The sequence below is a fragment of the Muriicola marianensis genome, assembly GCF_014638095.1.
Classification (GTDB): domain Bacteria; phylum Bacteroidota; class Bacteroidia; order Flavobacteriales; family Flavobacteriaceae; genus Muriicola; species Muriicola marianensis.
In genome coordinates this window covers 2,342,304-2,358,813 of record NZ_BMFH01000001.1, presented here as the reverse complement: position 1 = coordinate 2,358,813, position 16,510 = coordinate 2,342,304, and the positions used below count along the sequence as shown (strand labels likewise).

Below are 16,510 nucleotides of genomic sequence, written 5' to 3'. Positions count from 1 at the left end.
ATCTTATCTGATATTGTTGGACTGTATTCTCAATTCCTGTCCTACGGAAATAATATTATCATTCAGGGCATTCAGCTGTTTTAATGCTTCTACCGTGGTAAAATATCGCCTCGAAATGGAATAGAGCGTATCCCCTTCCTGAACTATGTGAACCTGATACTGGTCAGAAGATGACCTTTTGGCAACGGCGAGGTCGCCCTGCAGCACTGCCCTGTCATACTCGTAAAGCCGGTAACGTTCAATGAAATTGATCAACTTCTCAGGATACTTTCTGTCGGTGGCATAGCCGGCCTGTTTGAGCCCTCGTGCCCATCCTTTGTAATCGTCCTTCCTGAGCTCGAACAGGGAAGCGTAACGCGACCTAGTGGTAAGAAAGAGGCTATGGTCTCTGAAGGAATACACAGGGTGGTTGTATTTTCTGAAGCACTCTCCTGCCTCATCATCGTCATGCAGGGCATAAGGACCTTCCCATCCCGTATGACATTTGATCCCGAAGTGGTTGTTCGTCTTCAGGGTCAGTTCCCCTCTCCCAAAACCACTTTCCAAAATTCCCTGGGCAAGGGTTATGCTCGCGGGGATCCCGTAGGCCCTCATCTCGTTCTGGGCGATCTCGGAAAAAGTATCTATGTAATCTTCGATTGAAGCAATTGGGAATTCCATGAACCTCCCTGTATCTTCAGGCATGGACTGGGGATCTGCATCTCCCCTGAATCTTTCAGTTTCCAAACCGGAGCCCGGCCCTTTGGCGTAAGTAGTTTTTTTCTTGGTGCCACATCCCCAGATGAGCACAAGCAGGGCACAGGTAAAAAAAATCTTCCTCATACAGTAAGCAAAGGTAAGTTCTTTTTTCTCAAAATGCCATTCATCCCAGTGATCCCTTGAAGTCCGCCCGTATGAATGGCCAGGATTTGCGTCCCTTTTTCAAAGTGTCCCTCCTCCACCATTTTTAGCAGGCCGAACATCATTTTGCCTGTGTATACAGGGTCGAGGGGAATCCCGGTTTGCGCCTTAAAATCATTGATAAAGCCGATCAATTCTCCTGTCACTTTCCCGTATCCCCCGAAATGGAAATCACAGGTGAGGGTCCAGTTGTCATTGGGGGTAAGACCTTCCAGGACCTTGTGAAGAAAATCCCCTTTCAAGGCAGGAAATCCCAGGACTTTTTGCTTTTCAGATGCCGACATGCTTATCCCAGCCAGAGTACCACCGGTTCCCACAGCACAGGCGATGACATCGTATGCCTCATCCCCGGGTTGCAGGATCTCACGGCATCCCCTGATCCCGGGCAGGTTGGTGCCCCCTTCCGGGACAATATAGAAGCGGCCGTATTGGTTTTCAAGATCCAGCAGAAATGCTTTATCCGTCTTTTTTCGGTACGCAGTCCGACTAACAAACTCCAATTGCATGCCCATTTCCGAAGCGTATTTTAGCGTGGGATTGTCCTTCCATGAATCTGCGAGTTCTTCTCCCCGAATGAATCCGATGGATCTCAACCCGTTTTCTGCAGCGGCAAATGCTGTGGCGGGGATGTGGTTGGAATAAGCCCCTCCGAAGGTCAAAAGGGTGTCATGCCGCTGTCTTAGGGCCTCCTCCAGATTGTACTTCAGCTTTCGGCATTTGTTTCCTGAGACGACCGGGTGCAGGAGGTCCTCCCTCCGGATTCGGAGACAGATCCCCGCTTCCTCAAGTAGCGGGAGTTGTATTTCCTGAGTGGGAGTGGTCACGGACGATTCGGTTGTGCCTTCCAAAGATAGTGTGTAAAGGAGAATCTTTTTCTCCTCTGAAGATAAGTGGGGTCTGATTCATACCTGTAGGCTTCCCTTTCAAAACTGAGGTTGCGATAGGCTGTATAAGGACTGAGGTACCTGATGGTCTTAATTAACCATTCCAGCAAATACCATAGATAGAACGGGAGGATGAGGAGTTCCGCCTGCTGTCTTAAGTGAATGCGTTCGTGGTTGATCAGTACCTTATCGCGGCTTAACTCCGGAGTCTTGAGGATGATAAAAGGCCATAGGGTAAGAGCCACATAATTCCTGTAAAAAAAGTATCTGCTGATGATCACCATGAGTATTTCCTTCCTCAGACTCAAAAATAAGGTGTTTTTCTTTGAACGGAACCCGGGCATCCTTGAATATGAGTTAAATGAGAGGATAGTGTTCTAACTCACCTGAGCCAGCAACTGCTTTGCAGGCATGGGATATTAAGATGAAAACCCGTAATTTTGTAAGAGGTTGAATGAACGTTCGAGAGTGAAAAAGATCATACCCCTGGAAGATGGGGATTTTTACCTTTCTGAAGAAGGATATAAAGTATTCACGGAACAATACCTCCTCAAAAGGGGGTATTGTTGTGAAAGTAATTGCAGACACTGTCCGTATGGCTTCGATCCCAGGGTTAAAAGACGCTGACCGGGGATTATTCGGCATGATATTTGAGCGTTTTTTAGTGTTCCTTACCCCTAAAAAACTGTATTTATGAAAAAGAGAATTTTAGTATTACTGCCTCTTGCCTTGCTTGTGCTGGCAAGTTCATGTGTTTCTGTGCGAGTAGTTGCGGACTACGACAGGAATGCAGATTTCAATTCCTACAAGACCTACGCTTTTTACAAGACAGGGATAGACAAGGCCCAGATCTCTGACCTGGACAAGAAAAGGATCCTGAGGGCCATAGAAACGGAAATGGCCAATAAAGGTTTTGTGAAATCAGAAAGACCCGATCTTATGGTGAGCATTTTTACCAAGGAACGCGAACGCGTGGATGTCTACAACAACGCCGGCTGGGGCTGGGGTTGGGGCTGGGGTTGGGGTCCCGGATGGGGCTTCTGGAATCCCTGGATGTGGGGCGGACCCGGATGGGGTAACAATGTGAGTACCCGTACCGAAGGTTCTCTTTACATCGACCTTATCGACGCCAAGACCAAAGAACTTATCTGGCAGGGTCGCGGTGTGGGAACGCTTAGTAACATCGACAACATAGACAAGAAGGAAGCGAGGATTCGGGAATTCGTCTCCGAGATCATGGAGCGGTATCCCCCCAATACTGCACCTTCAAGCTAAAAAATAAAACCGCCTTCAAAGGCGGTTTTTTTATCTCCATATACGCACCGGAAATGCGCGTCAGTACACTCCTGTATCATGGATTTATGCCTGTGATTTCTTACCTTTGAGGGTATATCAAAATTCACTTTATGAGCTACCAGAGCAACCCCATCCTGGATAAATTACCCGAGCATCTGAAGCAATACATAAAACCTCAGAATTACGAGGAGTACACGGCTATAGATCAGGCCGTATGGAGATATGTGATGCGGAAGAATGTGGACTACCTCAGCAAGGTGGCCCATCGTTCTTATGTGGACGGGCTCGCAAAAACCGGGATCTCAATTGACCATATCCCAAACATGTACGGGATGAACCGGATCCTGAAGGAGATCGGATGGGCAGCGGTGGCCGTTGATGGCTTTATTCCCCCTTCGGCCTTTATGGAATTTCAGGCGTATAACGTCCTGGTGATCGCCGGGGATATCCGCCAGCTCGAACACATCGAATACACCCCCGCCCCGGACATCATCCACGAAGGGGCCGGGCATGCACCTATTATAGCAAACCCAGAATATGCAGAATACCTGAGGAGGTTCGGTGAGATTGGGTGCAAAGCGCTTTCCAATGCCAAGGACCATGAATTGTACGAAGCGGTGAGGCACCTGTCCATCATCAAGGAAGCGCCCGGAACGCCAGAGAAGACCATAGAGGAAGCAGAAAAGAAGATAGAGGAACTCCAGAACAATATGGGAGAACCCAGCGAGATCGCTCTCATTCGTAACCTGCACTGGTGGACCGTGGAATACGGGCTGATCGGTACACTGGACCGACCCAAGATCTATGGGGCCGGCCTGCTTTCCTCCATAGGGGAAAGCGCCTGGTGCATGACCGACAAGGTGAAGAAGGTCCCCTATTCGATTGAAGCGGCACACACCTCTTTCGACATTACCAAACCGCAACCCCAATTGTTCGTAACACCTGACTTCGCTTACCTGAGTCAGGTTTTGGAGGAATTTGCCAACACCATGGCTTTGAGAAAAGGCGGACTGGATGGGGTGAAAAAAGTAATCGCCTCCAGGGAACTATGTACGCTGGAACTGAGTACAGGACTGCAGATCTCTGGCTCCTTTACCCGGGTCATCGAACACCAAAATCTTCCCGTCTATATTCAGACCACAGGGCCCACTGCCCTAGCGTACCGTGAGAAGGAACTGGTGGGCCACAGCACCAAAAACCATCCCGAAGGTTTTGGATCACCCATAGGAAAGTTAAAGGGGATCAACCTGGCGATAGAGGATATGAGCCCACGCGACCTGAAGGCGTACAACATTTATGAAGGAGAACGCAAGACCCTTGAATTCGAAGGAGGAATTAAGGTAGAAGGCGAGATCATTACAGGTACCCGTAACCTCCGGGGGGAGATCATTCTGATCACTTTTAAGGATTGTACGGTGACCCATGGGGATACCGTGCTTTTTGAACCTTCCTTTGGCCTGTATCACATGGCTGTGGGAGACAAGATCGTTTCGGCCTTCAATGGCCCGGCCGACCTGTCGAGTTTCGATCTTATCACCCATAAGGTGACAAGCACCACCATCAAACCTGTGATATCCGCTGAGCGAAAGAAACTTCAGCAACTTTATCGGCAGATTCGGGAGTTCAGGGAAGGGAGCAATACGACCATCTCCAGGAACAAGGTATTTAAAGAAATCAGGGAGAACTATCCGGAAGACTGGCTGCTCTCCGTAGAATTGTATGAACTGGCCAGGAATAACAGGGATGAGGATTTTGCAGGTGAAATCCTGGATCACCTTCAGGATGTAAAACAGAGACGGCCTGAAGTAGGTCACCTGATCGATGACGGGATCGGCCTGGTGGATGCCGAAAAAGTGGCCTCATAGTCCGGTGTCAAACGACATAAAAGGATATTCTTTTTTCAGGCCTGCGATTTTCTCTTTAAGATCATTCGCAAACGAGGTATAAGCCTTAGATCCCGGATTAAAAGGCCGATGGTTAAGGCCTTTTTGAATCTCTTCCACGCGCGCCATGATGGGATTTTCTGAAGATTGAATACAGGCTGATCGGAATCGCTCCCAGATATAGTCCACCGCCAGGGCATTGGGGTGCAGCATATCCATCTCGTAAAACCGGTAATCCCTGAGCTCGTCCATCATCAATTCATAGGCCGGAAAATAGGTGACTCCCCCGTCCTGATACATCTCAAGAACTTCATGTAAGGCCACAAAAAGGTGCGACTTGCTTCGCTGGTTCTCTACAAAGCCATCCCTCATATGTCTCACGGGTGAAACCGTTAAGATCACCGAAATCTCAGGATTTGCTTCCAGGACCAGATCCAGGGCTTTTATGAGATCTTGCTGTATCTCCTGAGGGGAGGATAACACCTTGTCGAACTCACGCTGGGGTACCTTATGACAATTCGCCACCCACTGCCCGCTTTCCTTTCGAACATAACCCCAGGCTGTACCCAGTGTCAAGACCAGGTGGGAGACTCGGGAGAGCAACTCGGCTGTGAGGTCCACCTTGCCGTTCAGCTCTTTGAGCATCTCCTCCCGGTTGGCATGGCTCAAATCTGAATGCACTTCATGACAATGCCATCGCTCCATGTGGTAAAAACAATCTTCTGCCTTAAAATATCGTCCTGTCTTTGCCCTTTCCAGGAGATTACAGATCCCCCTGGGATGAAAAAGCGTTCCAAAAGGATTCAGTGTATTCCTGAACTGGTAGTAGGACAATTTACCTCCCATATGGCTCGCAAAACAGGAACCCATCAACAGGGTTTCACTCGAATAGGAAATGGGGTTTGGGTGCTGGGGTATCTTAAGGCGTGTCTGGAGTTCCATGGGATCAGGATATGAGGGTGCGCACCTTATCAAGCGCCTCCTTTAATCCATCGGGATTCTTACCCCCGGCCGTAGCGAAGAAAGGTTGGCCACCACCACCCCCCTGAATGTATTTCCCGAGCTCCCGTACGATCTGTCCGGCGTTCCATCCTTTGGAAGCCGCCAGGTCCTTCGAAATATAACAGCTGAGGAGGGCTTTGCCGTCCTTCTCAGCTCCCAGGAGAAGAAACAGATTCTCTTCCTCCTGCCCTAGTTCGAAGGAAAGGTCTTTCATAGCCCCAGCATCGATGTCCACCTTTCTCGAAAGGAACTTGTAGCCGTTTATCTGTTCCAGCTCCTTTTTGATCTCAGATTTCAGGCCTTTTGCCTTGTCTTTTTGCAAGGCTTCCAACTCTTTTTTCAGCTGGGCATTATCCTCCATGAGGCTTTCGATAGCCTTCACCGGGTCCCCACTGCTTTTTAAATGTGCTTTGATCTCGTCTAGCTGTTCTTCCTTTTCCCGGAAGTATTCCCTGGTCGCATCCGAAGTGATAGCCTCGATCCTGCGCACCCCTGCGGCGATAGCCCCTTCAGAGACGATCTTAAAATGCCAGATCTCGGCCGTGTTTTGCACGTGTGTTCCCCCGCAGAGTTCGATGGAATCACCAAAGCGTATGGTGCGAACCTGATCTCCGTACTTTTCTCCGAACAGGGCGATCGCCCCTTCATTCATAGCCTCCTGCATGGAAACCTTGCGGTTTTCCTGCAAGGGCAAGTGCTCGTGAATGCGTTCATTGACAAAATCCTCTACTCTTTTGAGCTCCTCATTTGTCAGTTTCGCAAAATGTGAGAAATCGAAGCGCAAATGACCTGCATGCACAGCTGAACCTTTTTGTTCCACATGGGAGCCCAGGATCTCTCTCAGGGCCTGGTGTAACAAATGGGTAGCGCTGTGATTCCGGGCAGTCCTGGCCCTGGACTCGGCATCTACCACCGCCGTAAGAGGATCATTAAGGTGTTTGGGGAGGTTTTTCGCGTAGTGTACGATCTCGTTATTCTCCTTTTTGGTATCCAGGATATACACCACATCCCCATTGGGGACCTCCAGATAACCCTTGTCGCCGACCTGGCCACCACCCTCGGGATAAAACGGGGTCTTGTCGAACACCAGTTGGAACTGGGTCCCTTCCTTTTTCGTGGAGATCTTCCGGTACTTCAACAGCCTGACCTCTGCCTTGAGCTGATCATACCCCAGGAATTCCTGTTCCCCATTGGGGTGCACCACCTGCCAGTCGTCTTTAGCCACCTCGGAGGCCGACCTCGACCTCGACTTCTGTTCCTGCATCGCCTTTTCAAAGCCGGCTTCATCCAGGGTATATCCTTTTTCGCTCAGGATCAGGCTTGTCAGGTCTATGGGAAAGCCGAAAGTGTCGTACAACTCAAAGGCCTTCTGCCCGTCTACCTCCTTGTCTTTGGTCTGGGCTATCACCTCATCCAGTAGTATAAGTCCCTGCTCCAGAGTTTTCAGGAAGGAATGCTCCTCTTCCCTGACGACATTCTCGATCAGAGCAGTTTGTTTTTTCAATTCCGGGAATGCAGACCCCATTTGGGTTACCAATACCTTCACCAATTTGTAAAGAAAAGGTTCATGGAGCCCCAAAAAGGTAAATCCATACCTCACGGCCCTTCTCAGGATGCGCCTGATGACGTATCCGGCCCCGCCATTACTGGGCAGCTGCCCGTCTGCTATGGAAAACGCCACCGCCCGGATATGGTCTGCCACGACCCTCATGGCAATGTCTTTTTTGGGATCAGATCCGTAGGTTTCCCCTGTGATAGTCTCTACCTCTTTCAGGATAGGACGGAAGACATCTGTATCGTAATTCGATTTCACTCCCTGCAGGGCCATGCAAAGGCGTTCAAAGCCCATCCCGGTATCTACGTGTTTCTCGGGCAGGGATTCCAGGCTCCCATCGGCCTTGCGGTTGTATTGGATGAAGACCAGGTTCCAGATCTCCACCACTTCGGGGTGATCCTGATTGACGAGACTGGCCCCGGGTATTTTTGATTTTTCTTTTGCTGAACGCAGATCCACATGGATCTCTGAACAGGGCCCGCAGGGTCCCTGGTCGCCCATCTCCCAGAAATTGTCCTTCTTGCTGCCGAGGATGATCCTGTCTTCCGGGACAATAGCCTTCCACAGATCATAGGCTTCCTTGTCGAGCTCCAGCTCGTCGTCTTCACTGCCCTCAAAAACGGAAACATACAGACTGTCCTTGTCGAGTTTGTAGACCTCTGTCAGGAGTTCCCAGGCCCAGGAAATGGCCTCTTTTTTAAAATAATCACCAAAACTCCAGTTGCCCAGCATCTCGAACATGGTATGATGGTAAGTGTCCTTACCCACCTCTTCCAGGTCGTTGTGCTTTCCGCTCACCCTGAGGCATTTCTGGGTATCTGCGATACGGGGGTATTTTGATTTGCTGTTCCCCAGGAAATACTCTTTAAACTGGTTCATCCCGGCATTGGTGAACATCAGGGTGGGATCGTCCTTGATCACCATGGGAGCAGAGGGTACGATTGTGTGGTCCTTACCCTTGAAAAAAGCCAGGAAATTTTCGCGTATCTCGCTGGAAGTCATAGAAAAAGCTAAGGTTTTGGTAATTTTAACGCTTTCTGCAAAACAATTTTTATATTTGTTTGTTTTGATACTTTGGAAGCACAAAAATAGGATAAATTACATTCATGTCTAAAGTTAAGTACTATTACGATCCGGATACGCTTTCCTATCGGAAAATAGAGCTTAAGAAAACCCGACGCTACAGGAACATCTTCCTTTTTATCCTGGGTTCGGCCCTGTTTGGGTTCCTCGGACTCATCTTCCTCCTCAACACGAATATCCTCAACACCCCCAGGGAATTATCCCTTGCCCGCGAACTCAAGAATTACGAACTCAGGTTTGAGCTGCTCAACAAGAAAATGGAGCAGGTTGAGCAGGTATTGGCGAATATTGAAGACCGGGATAACAACATCTACCGCCTGTATTTTGAGGCCAACCCCATTCCGGAAGAACAGAGACGTGCCGGGTTCGGTGGGGTAAATCGCTACAAATCCCTCGAAGGTTTTAATAATTCCGAAATGATCATTGCCACCACGCGCAGACTGGACGTGATCCAGAAGCAAATGGTGATACAGTCCCGTTCTCTGGACGAGATCACAAAACTCGCCGAGGACAAAGAAAAATTGCTGGCGTCCATCCCCGCCATCCAACCGGTAAAAAATGAGGACCTGACCCGCATGGCCTCCGGGTACGGATGGAGGTCAGATCCGTTCACCAAAGCGCGAAAAATGCACTGGGGAATGGATTTTACCGCCCCCAAGGGAGTGCCTATCTACGCCACCGGTGATGGTATCGTTACCCGGGCGGATAATAACGCCTCCGGGTACGGCAAGCATATCAGGGTGGATCACGGTTATGGATATATGTCGCTCTACGCCCACCTGAGCAATTACAACGTCAAAAGAGGGCAGAAAGTGAAGCGGGGCGACCTGATCGGATTTATTGGCAGTACAGGAAGGTCTGAAGCACCCCACCTGCATTACGAGGTCTGGAAAGACGAGGAACGGATCAACCCTATCAACTTCTACTACGGCAGTTTGACAGCTGAAGAATTCGAGAACATGCTGAAATACGCCAACCAAGAGAACCAATCCCTTGACTGATGCATATAGAACTTCCTGAAAAACGGTATTATGGCATTGGCGAAGTAGCCAGGGCCTTTGATGTAAATACCTCCCTGATCCGATTCTGGGAAAAGGAGTTCGACGTGCTTCAGCCAAAAAAGAACGCAAAAGGCAACCGCAAGTTCACCCCTGAGGACGTCAAGAACCTCCACCTGATCTACCACCTGGTAAAAGAGCGGGGCTTTACGTTGGAAGGGGCCAAGATCCACCTGAAGGAAGAGCGAAAGAAAACCCTGTCGAACTTCGAGATCATCCAGAAACTCGAGAAGGTCAAGGCCGAACTGATCAAGATCAAAAACCAGCTCTGATGTAACAATTGGGGCTTTTTTTAGACATACAGATACCTAACTTTAATTCTGAACACTTATGAAAAAATGGTTAATTCCCGTAATTATCCTGGTCGTGGTCGCATTCGGGCTCTACCAGTGGGCAGTAGGATTTAACAACACCGCGGTAGAATATGAGGCCAATGCCAAAACGGCCTGGTCTAACGTGGAAAGCACCTATCAGAGGCGTAATGACCTCATTGGTAACCTGGTGAAAACCGTCCAGGGAGCAGCCGATTTTGAAAGGGGAACGCTTACCGATGTGATCGAGGCGAGGGCCAAAGCCACCTCTACCAACATCGACGTAAATGACCTGACCCCTGAAAAAATGGCCGCTTTCCAGGAAGCACAGACCGGATTGTCGTCAGCTTTGTCCAGGTTACTGGTTACGGTTGAGCGCTATCCCGACCTGAAGGCCAACCAGAACTTCCTCGACCTGCAATCCCAATTGGAGGGCACCGAGAACCGGATCAACGTGGCCAGGGACCGCTACAATGAAGCCGTCAATATCTACGACATCCATACCACCAAATTCCCTAACAAGATTCTCGCCGGCTGGTTCGGCTTTGAGGAAATGGCCCGTTACCAGGCCAGTCCGGGTTCAGAGAATGCCCCTGATGTGAACTTCGAATTCGATTAATCCATGTCCGAATCTAAGGTTGAAGCGTTTTTAACACAGGAAGAGGAACAGGAGATCGTCCGTGCTATCCGCGAGGCGGAGAAGAATACTTCCGGAGAGATCCGGGTGCACATTGAACACCATACCGATTCGGACCACTACGAACGGGCTCAGGAAGTATTCCACGAACTCGAGATGGACAAGACCCGGGATGCCAACGGGGTCCTTATCTATATTGCAGTGTTGGACAGAACCTTTGTGATCTATGGAGACAAGGGTATAAACGAGGTAGTTCCCAAGACCTTTTGGAATGATACAAAAGAGGTCATACAGGCACATTTTAAAAAAGGTGAATTTAAACAGGGGATCGTGGCAGGAATCCTGAAAGCCGGGGAAGAATTAAAAGTACACTTCCCATTTAAAAGCGACGATACAAACGAATTGAGCAATGAGGTATCTAAAAGCTAGTATCCTTCTTCTGTTCCTGTGCATCTTTTCACAGGGTACAGCTCAGTTCACCATTCCGGAGAAACCCGAGCTGCAGACCAGTGTATACGATTATGTCTCCCTGTTGTCTCAGAGCGATCGAAAAGCCCTGGAAGAAAAGCTCATCCGCTACTCAGACACCACCTCCACCCAGATCGTGGTGGCCATCATCGCTTCCACGGAAGGGGAGAACATCAATTATCTGGGTGCCCAATGGGGTCAGAAATGGGGGATCGGGCAGGAGAAAGAGGACAACGGGGTTCTGGTCCTCGTAGCCAATGACGACCGCAAAATAGCCATCAGTACAGGGTACGGGGTGGAAGGCCGGCTCACGGATGCCATGTGCAGCAGGATCATCGACCTGGTCATCGTTCCGGAGTTCAGAAATGGCAATTATGCAAGCGGACTCAACAAAGGGGCCGATGTTATCTTCCAGGTACTGAGTGGAGAGTTCCAGAAAGCGCTGGAGGAGAATACCAATCCCGTAGCCAAGGAAGTAAAGGCCATCTTTGTCCTGATCGTGATCCTCTTCGTGATCTTTATTATCGTCTTGCTGATCATCTACGCCAACCGAAAGAACAAAGGGGGCGGAAAAGGCGGCGGACGCCACAAGGGGCTCGATATCTGGGATGTGATCATCCTCAGCAACATGGGTCGGGGCAGCTATAAAGGCCGGGGTGGCGGCTTCGGAGGTGGCAGCTTTGGAGGCGGAGGTTTCGGCGGCGGCTTCGGTGGCGGAGGTTTCGGCGGTGGCGGGGCCTCTGGGGGATGGTAGGAACGCAACCCCTTTGAGAACCATGACTCTCACTAAAAAGTATGCTTTGGCATTGAGATACTTCTTTATCGGATTCGTTTGCTTCTCTCTTTTGGGCTGCGTGGAAGAAAAAGGTATTGATTGCTCTCTGGTCCTTTGCGCAGCAGGGGATTCCATCAACCTGGAGCTGATCTCCGAAGGCCAGAATGTGATCTCCAACGAAACCTATACCCTGGAAAATATTGAAGTGACAGGGGCCACCACAGAAGAGCTGCAGATAAAGGTATTCCCTAATACTCAGGGAGCGACCACCGGATACCTGGAGATCTCCAGTTTCGACTGGAAGGCGGGTAATTATAACTACACGATCTTTCTTGGGAATGACTTTGAGGTCGACATTTCGGTGACCTTCGGGGTGACTGATTATCCGTGTTGTGGCGACCGGCTGGAAATAAGGGAACTCACTTCTCAGAATGCTATTGTGGAATACAGGGTCAATTCCGGTATCTTCACCATCATTCTGATCTAGGCCTTATTTCTTGCGCATAAAAATGGTCACGGGCACCCCTGTAAAGTCGAAGTGCTCCCTGAGCTTATTTTCAAGAAAGCGCTTGTAGGGATCGCGGACATACTGAGGCAGGTTGCAGAAAAAAGCAAATTGCGGGTAGGGCGTAGGCAACTGGGTGATGTACTTGATCTTTACGTACTTGCCCTTGTAGGCCGGAGGCGGGGTCTGCTCGATGATCGGCAGCAACACATCGTTTAATTTCCTCGTGGGGATCCGCTTGCTGCGGTTCTTATATACTTCCACTGCGGTTTCTATCGCCTTGTAGATCCGTTGCTTAGTCAGGGCAGAAATAAAGACGATCGGGACGTCTGTAAAGGGCTCAATAGCCTGTTTAATGGCTTTGGTGTACTGTTTTACCGATTGTGTGTCCTTCTCCACCAGGTCCCATTTGTTTACCAGGATCACGATGCCTTTGTTGTTGCGCTGCGCCAGCCAGAAGATGTTTTCCACCTGCCCGTCGAAACCCCGGGTGGCATCCAAAAGGAGGATACAGACATCACAGTGTTCGATCGCCCTGATGGACCTCATCACAGAGTAGAATTCGAGGTCTTCCCTTACTTTGGATTTCTTCCGGATCCCTGCCGTATCCACCAGGTTGAACTCAAATCCGAATCGGTTGTAGCGGGTATCTATGCTATCGCGGGTAGTGCCGGCGATATCGGTAACAATGTATCGATCCTCCCCTATTAGGGCATTGATAAAGGACGATTTACCGGCATTGGGCCTGCCCACCACGGCAAACCGGGGCAGTTCACTTTTCTCCTCTATTTTCTCCGGCAGTACTTTTATTAGGTCATCGAGCAACTCCCCGCTACCGCTACCGTTTATGCTGGAGATGGGGTAATATTCTCCCAGCCCCAGGGAATAGAATTCCACGGCATCCTGCAGCCGTTGCGTATTGTCTACCTTGTTCACGGCCAGGAATACGGGTTTTTCCACTTTCCTGAGCAATTTGGCCACGTCCTCGTCCATGCCGGTGATCCCGGTCTCCACATCTACCATAAAAATAACCGCATCAGCCTCCCCAATGGCGAGCTCTACCTGTTTGTCGATCTCCTTTTCAAAGACGTCATCACTGCCGAGTACGTAACCACCCGTATCGATCACGGTAAATTCCCTCCCATTCCAGTCGCTCTTCCCGTAATGACGGTCGCGTGTCACACCGCTCACAGCATCGACGATGGCTTCCCTCCGTTGTATCAGACGGTTGAAGAAGGTCGATTTACCCACATTGGGTCGGCCCACAATGGCCACAATTGCACTCATAGCTAAAAACTTGGGGCAAAGGTAGTATTAATGTATTGACAAACAAGATGAGAAATATCAGAACTCTTATGATCTCAAAAGCTAAAAATTGCACCTAATATTGTAACTTCTCGTTTGATAAAATGACTATGAAACCACTGCCCAATGAGATCGTGTTGCGCCCTCGTTTCAACCTGGAGCGGGGGGAACCCAAGGAGACCCTGCTGGAAGCCTTTGAAGAGTTAGAAGGGGTTCCTTATCACATCAAGCGGATGGACGATCATGTGTTTATTAAATTCAAATCGGATGACGCCCACTTCTGGTCGCCCCAGCTCCACCTGGAGATCCTTGAAGAAGAGAACGGAGGGAGCAGGATATATGGGCTTTTCGGGCCTAACCCTACCCTGTGGACCTTCTTTATGTTCCTCCACTTCGGGGTGGCCACCTTGTTTATCATCTTCGGGATCTGGGCCTACAGCAGTGCCGTCCTGAACAAACCCTATGGGTGGTTGATAGGAGCCATGGGAGGCATGGTGGTCCTCTGGTTTATCTTCTATGCGATGGGAAGGGCCGGGAAGAAAAAGGGGAAACCCCAGATGAAAGAACTCCACACATTCCTGATGAATGTACTGGGAGATAAGGCCAAGGCTCAGGATTGATACCCAAACCTCCGAAGCTGTCTGCTGTCGCTGCGCCAATCCTTGTTGACCTTTACATAGAGCTCAATGTGGACCTGCTTGTCAAAGAATTGCTCCAGGTCCTTGCGCGCCTCTACCCCAACCCTTTTCAGGGCGCTGCCTTTGTGGCCGATGAGTATTCCTTTTTGTGAATTCCGTTCCACCATGATCACGGAGCGAATCCGGATGATCCCCTCTTCCTCCAGGAACTCTTCTGTTTCGATCTCCACGGCATAAGGGATCTCCTTTTTGTAGTGTTTCAGGATCTTTTCACGTATGGTCTCGTTCACAAAAAAGCGCTCAGGCCGATCCGTAAGCTGGTCCTTTGGGAAATAGGGCGGACTCTCAGGGAGCAGTTCAATGATACGCTCAAAAACGTTCTTTACGTTAAAATTGCTCAGGGCCGAAATCGGATGGAGTTCAGCCTTAGGCAATTGTTCCTGCCAGTATTGCACCTGTTCTTCAAGGAGGGCCTGGTCTGCCGTATCGATCTTGTTCAACAAAAGCAGTACCGGGATTTGGCTGTTCTTTATCTTTTCAAAGAAGGCCTCGTCCTTCAACGCCTTTTCACCTATCTCGACCATGTACAGTAGGATATCAGCATCCTCAAAGGCCGATTTCACAAAGTCCATCATGGCGCTCTGCAATTCATAGGCCGGCTTGATGATGCCCGGAGTATCCGAAAGGATCACCTGGAAGTTCTCCCCGTTCACGATCCCCAGGATCCTGTGCCTGGTGGTCTGGGCCTTGGAGGTGATGATGGAGAGTTTCTCCCCTACGAAGGCATTCATGAGGGTAGATTTCCCCACGTTGGGATTGCCAATGATGTTGACGAAACCGGCTTTATGTTTTACGTTGGGCATGTTGGGCAAAATATTTTTTGGCGGCTTTATTCACCCTGGGTGCAAGGTACAACACCGCGATCATATTGGGAATGACCATGAGGGCGTATGAGAGGTCGATCAGGTTCTTGACCAGTTCAAGGGAAGCTACGGCTGCAAAGATGATCATGACCACAAAATACACATTGTACCATTTACCTATCCTCGCATTGGAGAGGAAGGACAAACTCTTTACCCCGTAATAGGAATAGGTAAAGAGGGTGGAAAGGGCAAAGGCGGTGACGATCAGCATCAGGAGCTCATCTCCGTATCCGAAGAGGGTCCTTCGGAAGGCGGTGAGGGTCATGACGATCCCGCTTCCGTCTTCGAGGTATGCTCCACTCAGGATGATGACCACGGCAGTAAAGGTACAGACCATGATGGTGTCGATAAAGGGACCCAGCATGGCCACCAGGCCTTCTTTAATGGGTTCGTCATTCTTGGATTGTCCATGGTACATAGGGGCGCTTCCGAGTCCGGCTTCATTGGAGAACATAGCCCTGCGGATCCCTATGATCACCAGGCCCCAGAACCCACCTGTTACGACAGTATTGAAATTCCAGGCTTCGGTGAGTATCATTTTCAGGGAAGGCCAGATGAGTTCTGAATTCAGGGCCATAACGACGATCACAGAGACCAGGTAGACCAGGACCATAAAGGGTACGATGGCCGAAGCCACCCTGGCGATCTTGGTCAGCCCCCCGAAGATCACAAAGGACGTGATCACCGCAAGCACGATCCCGATCCCAAGTTTCCAGTTGAATTCACTGGTAGCGTACACCGTTTCTACTGGGTCTACCACACTCATAAACGTCTCAGTAAACTGGTTGGCCGTAAAGACCCCCAGGAAGCCAAACAGTCCGCAGATACAGAAAAAGGTGGCCAGGGGTTTGGCCTTTGGGCCTATTCCCTGGGTGATGTAGAACATGGGGCCACCCTGCATCTTCCCTTCGGAGTCGGTACCCCGGTACATGATGGCCAGGCTGCAGGAATAGAATTTGATACACATGCCAAGGAGGGCGGTAACCCAGATCCAGAAGACTACTCCGGGTCCCCCGTCGTGTATGGCGATGGCCACGCCTGAGATGTTCCCGAGGCCTACCGTGGCAGCCACAGCCGCACTTAGGGCCTGGAAGGAACTCACATCACCTTTGGCATTCTTGTCGTCGTATTTCCCGGAGGTTATGGCGATCGCATGCCCAAAGAACCGATAGGGCAAAAACCGAGAATAGAAGACCAGGAAAAGCCCCCCACCGATCAGCAGGATAAACATGGGCCATTCCGTATATGGGATGAGGGCGGAAAGAAAATCGTTGATCGCTTCCATAG

The 16,510-nt window shown here is 50.0% G+C and carries 18 protein-coding genes; 10 read left to right on the top strand and 8 right to left on the bottom strand.

Translation table 11 applies throughout. The features are described 5' to 3' along the window. Positions 1–3: 3 nt before the first annotated feature. Genes IEV19_RS10805 through IEV19_RS10795 form a run of 3 tightly spaced genes read right to left on the bottom strand, consistent with a single transcriptional unit; the run spans position 4 to position 2,092 of the window. A complete protein-coding gene (locus tag IEV19_RS10805; RefSeq protein WP_188370657.1) occupies positions 4–822 on the bottom strand; it encodes a glucosaminidase domain-containing protein in 819 nt (272 codons plus the stop codon). Beyond that, complete coding sequence (locus tag IEV19_RS10800; protein WP_229732541.1) at positions 819–1,748, bottom strand: 1-aminocyclopropane-1-carboxylate deaminase/D-cysteine desulfhydrase; 930 nt, start codon at positions 1,746–1,748, stop codon at positions 819–821. The genes IEV19_RS10805 and IEV19_RS10800 overlap by 4 nt, the downstream gene beginning before the upstream one ends. Next, entirely contained in the window at positions 1,721–2,092 is a 372-nt protein-coding gene (locus IEV19_RS10795) for a hypothetical protein (protein ID WP_308418535.1), read from the bottom strand. The genes IEV19_RS10800 and IEV19_RS10795 overlap by 28 nt, the downstream gene beginning before the upstream one ends. A 160-nt stretch (positions 2,093–2,252) precedes the next feature. Here IEV19_RS10795 and IEV19_RS10790 point away from each other — a divergent pair, with 160 nt between their 5' ends. From IEV19_RS10790 to IEV19_RS10780, 3 genes are all read left to right on the top strand, one after another. Further along, positions 2,253–2,411, top strand: coding sequence for a C1orf53 family protein (locus IEV19_RS10790; protein WP_188370656.1), 159 nt, complete (start codon positions 2,253–2,255; stop codon positions 2,409–2,411). 66 nt (positions 2,412–2,477) lie between these two features. Then, positions 2,478–3,059, top strand: coding sequence for a DUF4136 domain-containing protein (locus IEV19_RS10785; protein WP_188370655.1), 582 nt, complete (start codon positions 2,478–2,480; stop codon positions 3,057–3,059). A gap of 131 nt (positions 3,060–3,190) precedes the next feature. Further along, the gene (locus IEV19_RS10780; protein ID WP_188370654.1) at positions 3,191–4,945 is read left to right on the top strand and encodes an aromatic amino acid hydroxylase; all 1,755 of its coding nucleotides are present in this window, start codon (positions 3,191–3,193) and stop codon (positions 4,943–4,945) included. Here IEV19_RS10780 and IEV19_RS10775 read toward each other — a convergent pair. Together IEV19_RS10775 and alaS are read right to left on the bottom strand one after the other, a co-directional pair. Continuing rightward, entirely contained in the window at positions 4,940–5,905 is a 966-nt protein-coding gene (locus IEV19_RS10775; protein ID WP_188370653.1) for a GSCFA domain-containing protein, read from the bottom strand. The two genes, IEV19_RS10780 and IEV19_RS10775, sit on opposite strands and share 6 nt — an antisense overlap. 4 nt (positions 5,906–5,909) lie before the next feature. Continuing rightward, positions 5,910–8,522 (bottom strand): alanine--tRNA ligase, encoded by a 2,613-nt coding sequence (alaS, locus tag IEV19_RS10770; protein WP_188370652.1) that lies wholly within the window; start codon positions 8,520–8,522, stop codon positions 5,910–5,912. Positions 8,523–8,626: 104 nt separating this feature from the next. Between alaS and IEV19_RS10765 the strand changes: the two genes are divergently transcribed. The 6 genes from IEV19_RS10765 to IEV19_RS10740 are packed head-to-tail and all read left to right on the top strand — an operon-like array spanning position 8,627 to position 12,339. Next, complete coding sequence (locus IEV19_RS10765) at positions 8,627–9,604, top strand: M23 family metallopeptidase (RefSeq protein ID WP_188370651.1); 978 nt, start codon at positions 8,627–8,629, stop codon at positions 9,602–9,604. Beyond that, positions 9,604–9,933 (top strand): MerR family transcriptional regulator, encoded by a 330-nt coding sequence (locus IEV19_RS10760; RefSeq protein WP_188370650.1) that lies wholly within the window; start codon positions 9,604–9,606, stop codon positions 9,931–9,933. The genes IEV19_RS10765 and IEV19_RS10760 overlap by 1 nt, the downstream gene beginning before the upstream one ends. A gap of 58 nt (positions 9,934–9,991) precedes the next feature. Then, positions 9,992–10,591, top strand: a complete 600-nt coding sequence (locus IEV19_RS10755; protein WP_188370649.1) for a LemA family protein — start codon at positions 9,992–9,994, stop codon at positions 10,589–10,591. A 3-nt stretch (positions 10,592–10,594) separates the two neighbouring features. Continuing rightward, positions 10,595–11,038, top strand: a complete 444-nt coding sequence (locus IEV19_RS10750; RefSeq protein ID WP_188370648.1) for a TPM domain-containing protein — start codon at positions 10,595–10,597, stop codon at positions 11,036–11,038. Beyond that, the gene (locus IEV19_RS10745) at positions 11,019–11,831 is read left to right on the top strand and encodes a TPM domain-containing protein (protein WP_188370647.1); all 813 of its coding nucleotides are present in this window, start codon (positions 11,019–11,021) and stop codon (positions 11,829–11,831) included. The genes IEV19_RS10750 and IEV19_RS10745 overlap by 20 nt, the downstream gene beginning before the upstream one ends. A 46-nt stretch (positions 11,832–11,877) precedes the next feature. Continuing rightward, positions 11,878–12,339 carry a hypothetical protein gene (locus tag IEV19_RS10740; RefSeq protein WP_194419548.1) on the top strand — a complete coding sequence of 154 codons (462 nt, stop codon included), beginning with the start codon at positions 11,878–11,880 and terminating at the stop codon, positions 12,337–12,339. 3 nt (positions 12,340–12,342) lie between these two features. On the opposite strand, the gene der is transcribed toward IEV19_RS10740, so the two are convergent. Beyond that, complete coding sequence (gene der / locus IEV19_RS10735) at positions 12,343–13,644, bottom strand: ribosome biogenesis GTPase Der (RefSeq protein ID WP_188370645.1); 1,302 nt, start codon at positions 13,642–13,644, stop codon at positions 12,343–12,345. 128 nt (positions 13,645–13,772) lie between these two features. On the opposite strand from der, the gene IEV19_RS10730 reads away from it, so the two are divergent. Further along, entirely contained in the window at positions 13,773–14,282 is a 510-nt protein-coding gene (locus IEV19_RS10730; protein ID WP_188370644.1) for a GTP-binding protein, read from the top strand. On the opposite strand, the gene era is transcribed toward IEV19_RS10730, so the two are convergent. After that, positions 14,273–15,163, bottom strand: coding sequence for a GTPase Era (gene era, locus IEV19_RS10725; protein WP_188370643.1), 891 nt, complete (start codon positions 15,161–15,163; stop codon positions 14,273–14,275). The two genes, IEV19_RS10730 and era, sit on opposite strands and share 10 nt — an antisense overlap. Further along, positions 15,144–16,508 carry an alanine/glycine:cation symporter family protein gene (locus IEV19_RS10720; RefSeq protein WP_188370642.1) on the bottom strand — a complete coding sequence of 455 codons (1,365 nt, stop codon included), beginning with the start codon at positions 16,506–16,508 and terminating at the stop codon, positions 15,144–15,146. Before IEV19_RS10720 ends, era begins: the two co-directional genes overlap by 20 nt. Positions 16,509–16,510: the final 2 nt, after the last annotated feature.

Bases quoted from the DNA above. Each gene is read 5' to 3' on its own strand.
- IEV19_RS10805 (WP_188370657.1), bottom strand. From the start codon at position 822: ATGAGGAAGATTTTTTTTACCTGTGCCCTGCTTGTGCTCATCTGGGGA.
- IEV19_RS10785 (WP_188370655.1), top strand. From the start codon at position 2,478: ATGAAAAAGAGAATTTTAGTATTACTGCCTCTTGCCTTGCTTGTGCTG.
- IEV19_RS10780 (WP_188370654.1), top strand. From the start codon at position 3,191: ATGAGCTACCAGAGCAACCCCATCCTGGATAAATTACCCGAGCATCTG.
- IEV19_RS10775 (WP_188370653.1), bottom strand. From the start codon at position 5,905: ATGGAACTCCAGACACGCCTTAAGATACCCCAGCACCCAAACCCCATT.
- alaS (WP_188370652.1), bottom strand. From the start codon at position 8,522: ATGACTTCCAGCGAGATACGCGAAAATTTCCTGGCTTTTTTCAAGGGT.
- IEV19_RS10765 (WP_188370651.1), top strand. From the start codon at position 8,627: ATGTCTAAAGTTAAGTACTATTACGATCCGGATACGCTTTCCTATCGG.
- IEV19_RS10760 (WP_188370650.1), top strand. From the start codon at position 9,604: ATGCATATAGAACTTCCTGAAAAACGGTATTATGGCATTGGCGAAGTA.
- IEV19_RS10755 (WP_188370649.1), top strand. From the start codon at position 9,992: ATGAAAAAATGGTTAATTCCCGTAATTATCCTGGTCGTGGTCGCATTC.
- IEV19_RS10750 (WP_188370648.1), top strand. From the start codon at position 10,595: ATGTCCGAATCTAAGGTTGAAGCGTTTTTAACACAGGAAGAGGAACAG.
- IEV19_RS10745 (WP_188370647.1), top strand. From the start codon at position 11,019: ATGAGGTATCTAAAAGCTAGTATCCTTCTTCTGTTCCTGTGCATCTTT.
- der (WP_188370645.1), bottom strand. From the start codon at position 13,644: ATGAGTGCAATTGTGGCCATTGTGGGCCGACCCAATGTGGGTAAATCG.
- IEV19_RS10730 (WP_188370644.1), top strand. From the start codon at position 13,773: ATGAAACCACTGCCCAATGAGATCGTGTTGCGCCCTCGTTTCAACCTG.
- era (WP_188370643.1), bottom strand. From the start codon at position 15,163: ATGCCCAACGTAAAACATAAAGCCGGTTTCGTCAACATCATTGGCAAT.
- IEV19_RS10720 (WP_188370642.1), bottom strand. From the start codon at position 16,508: ATGGAAGCGATCAACGATTTTCTTTCCGCCCTCATCCCATATACGGAA.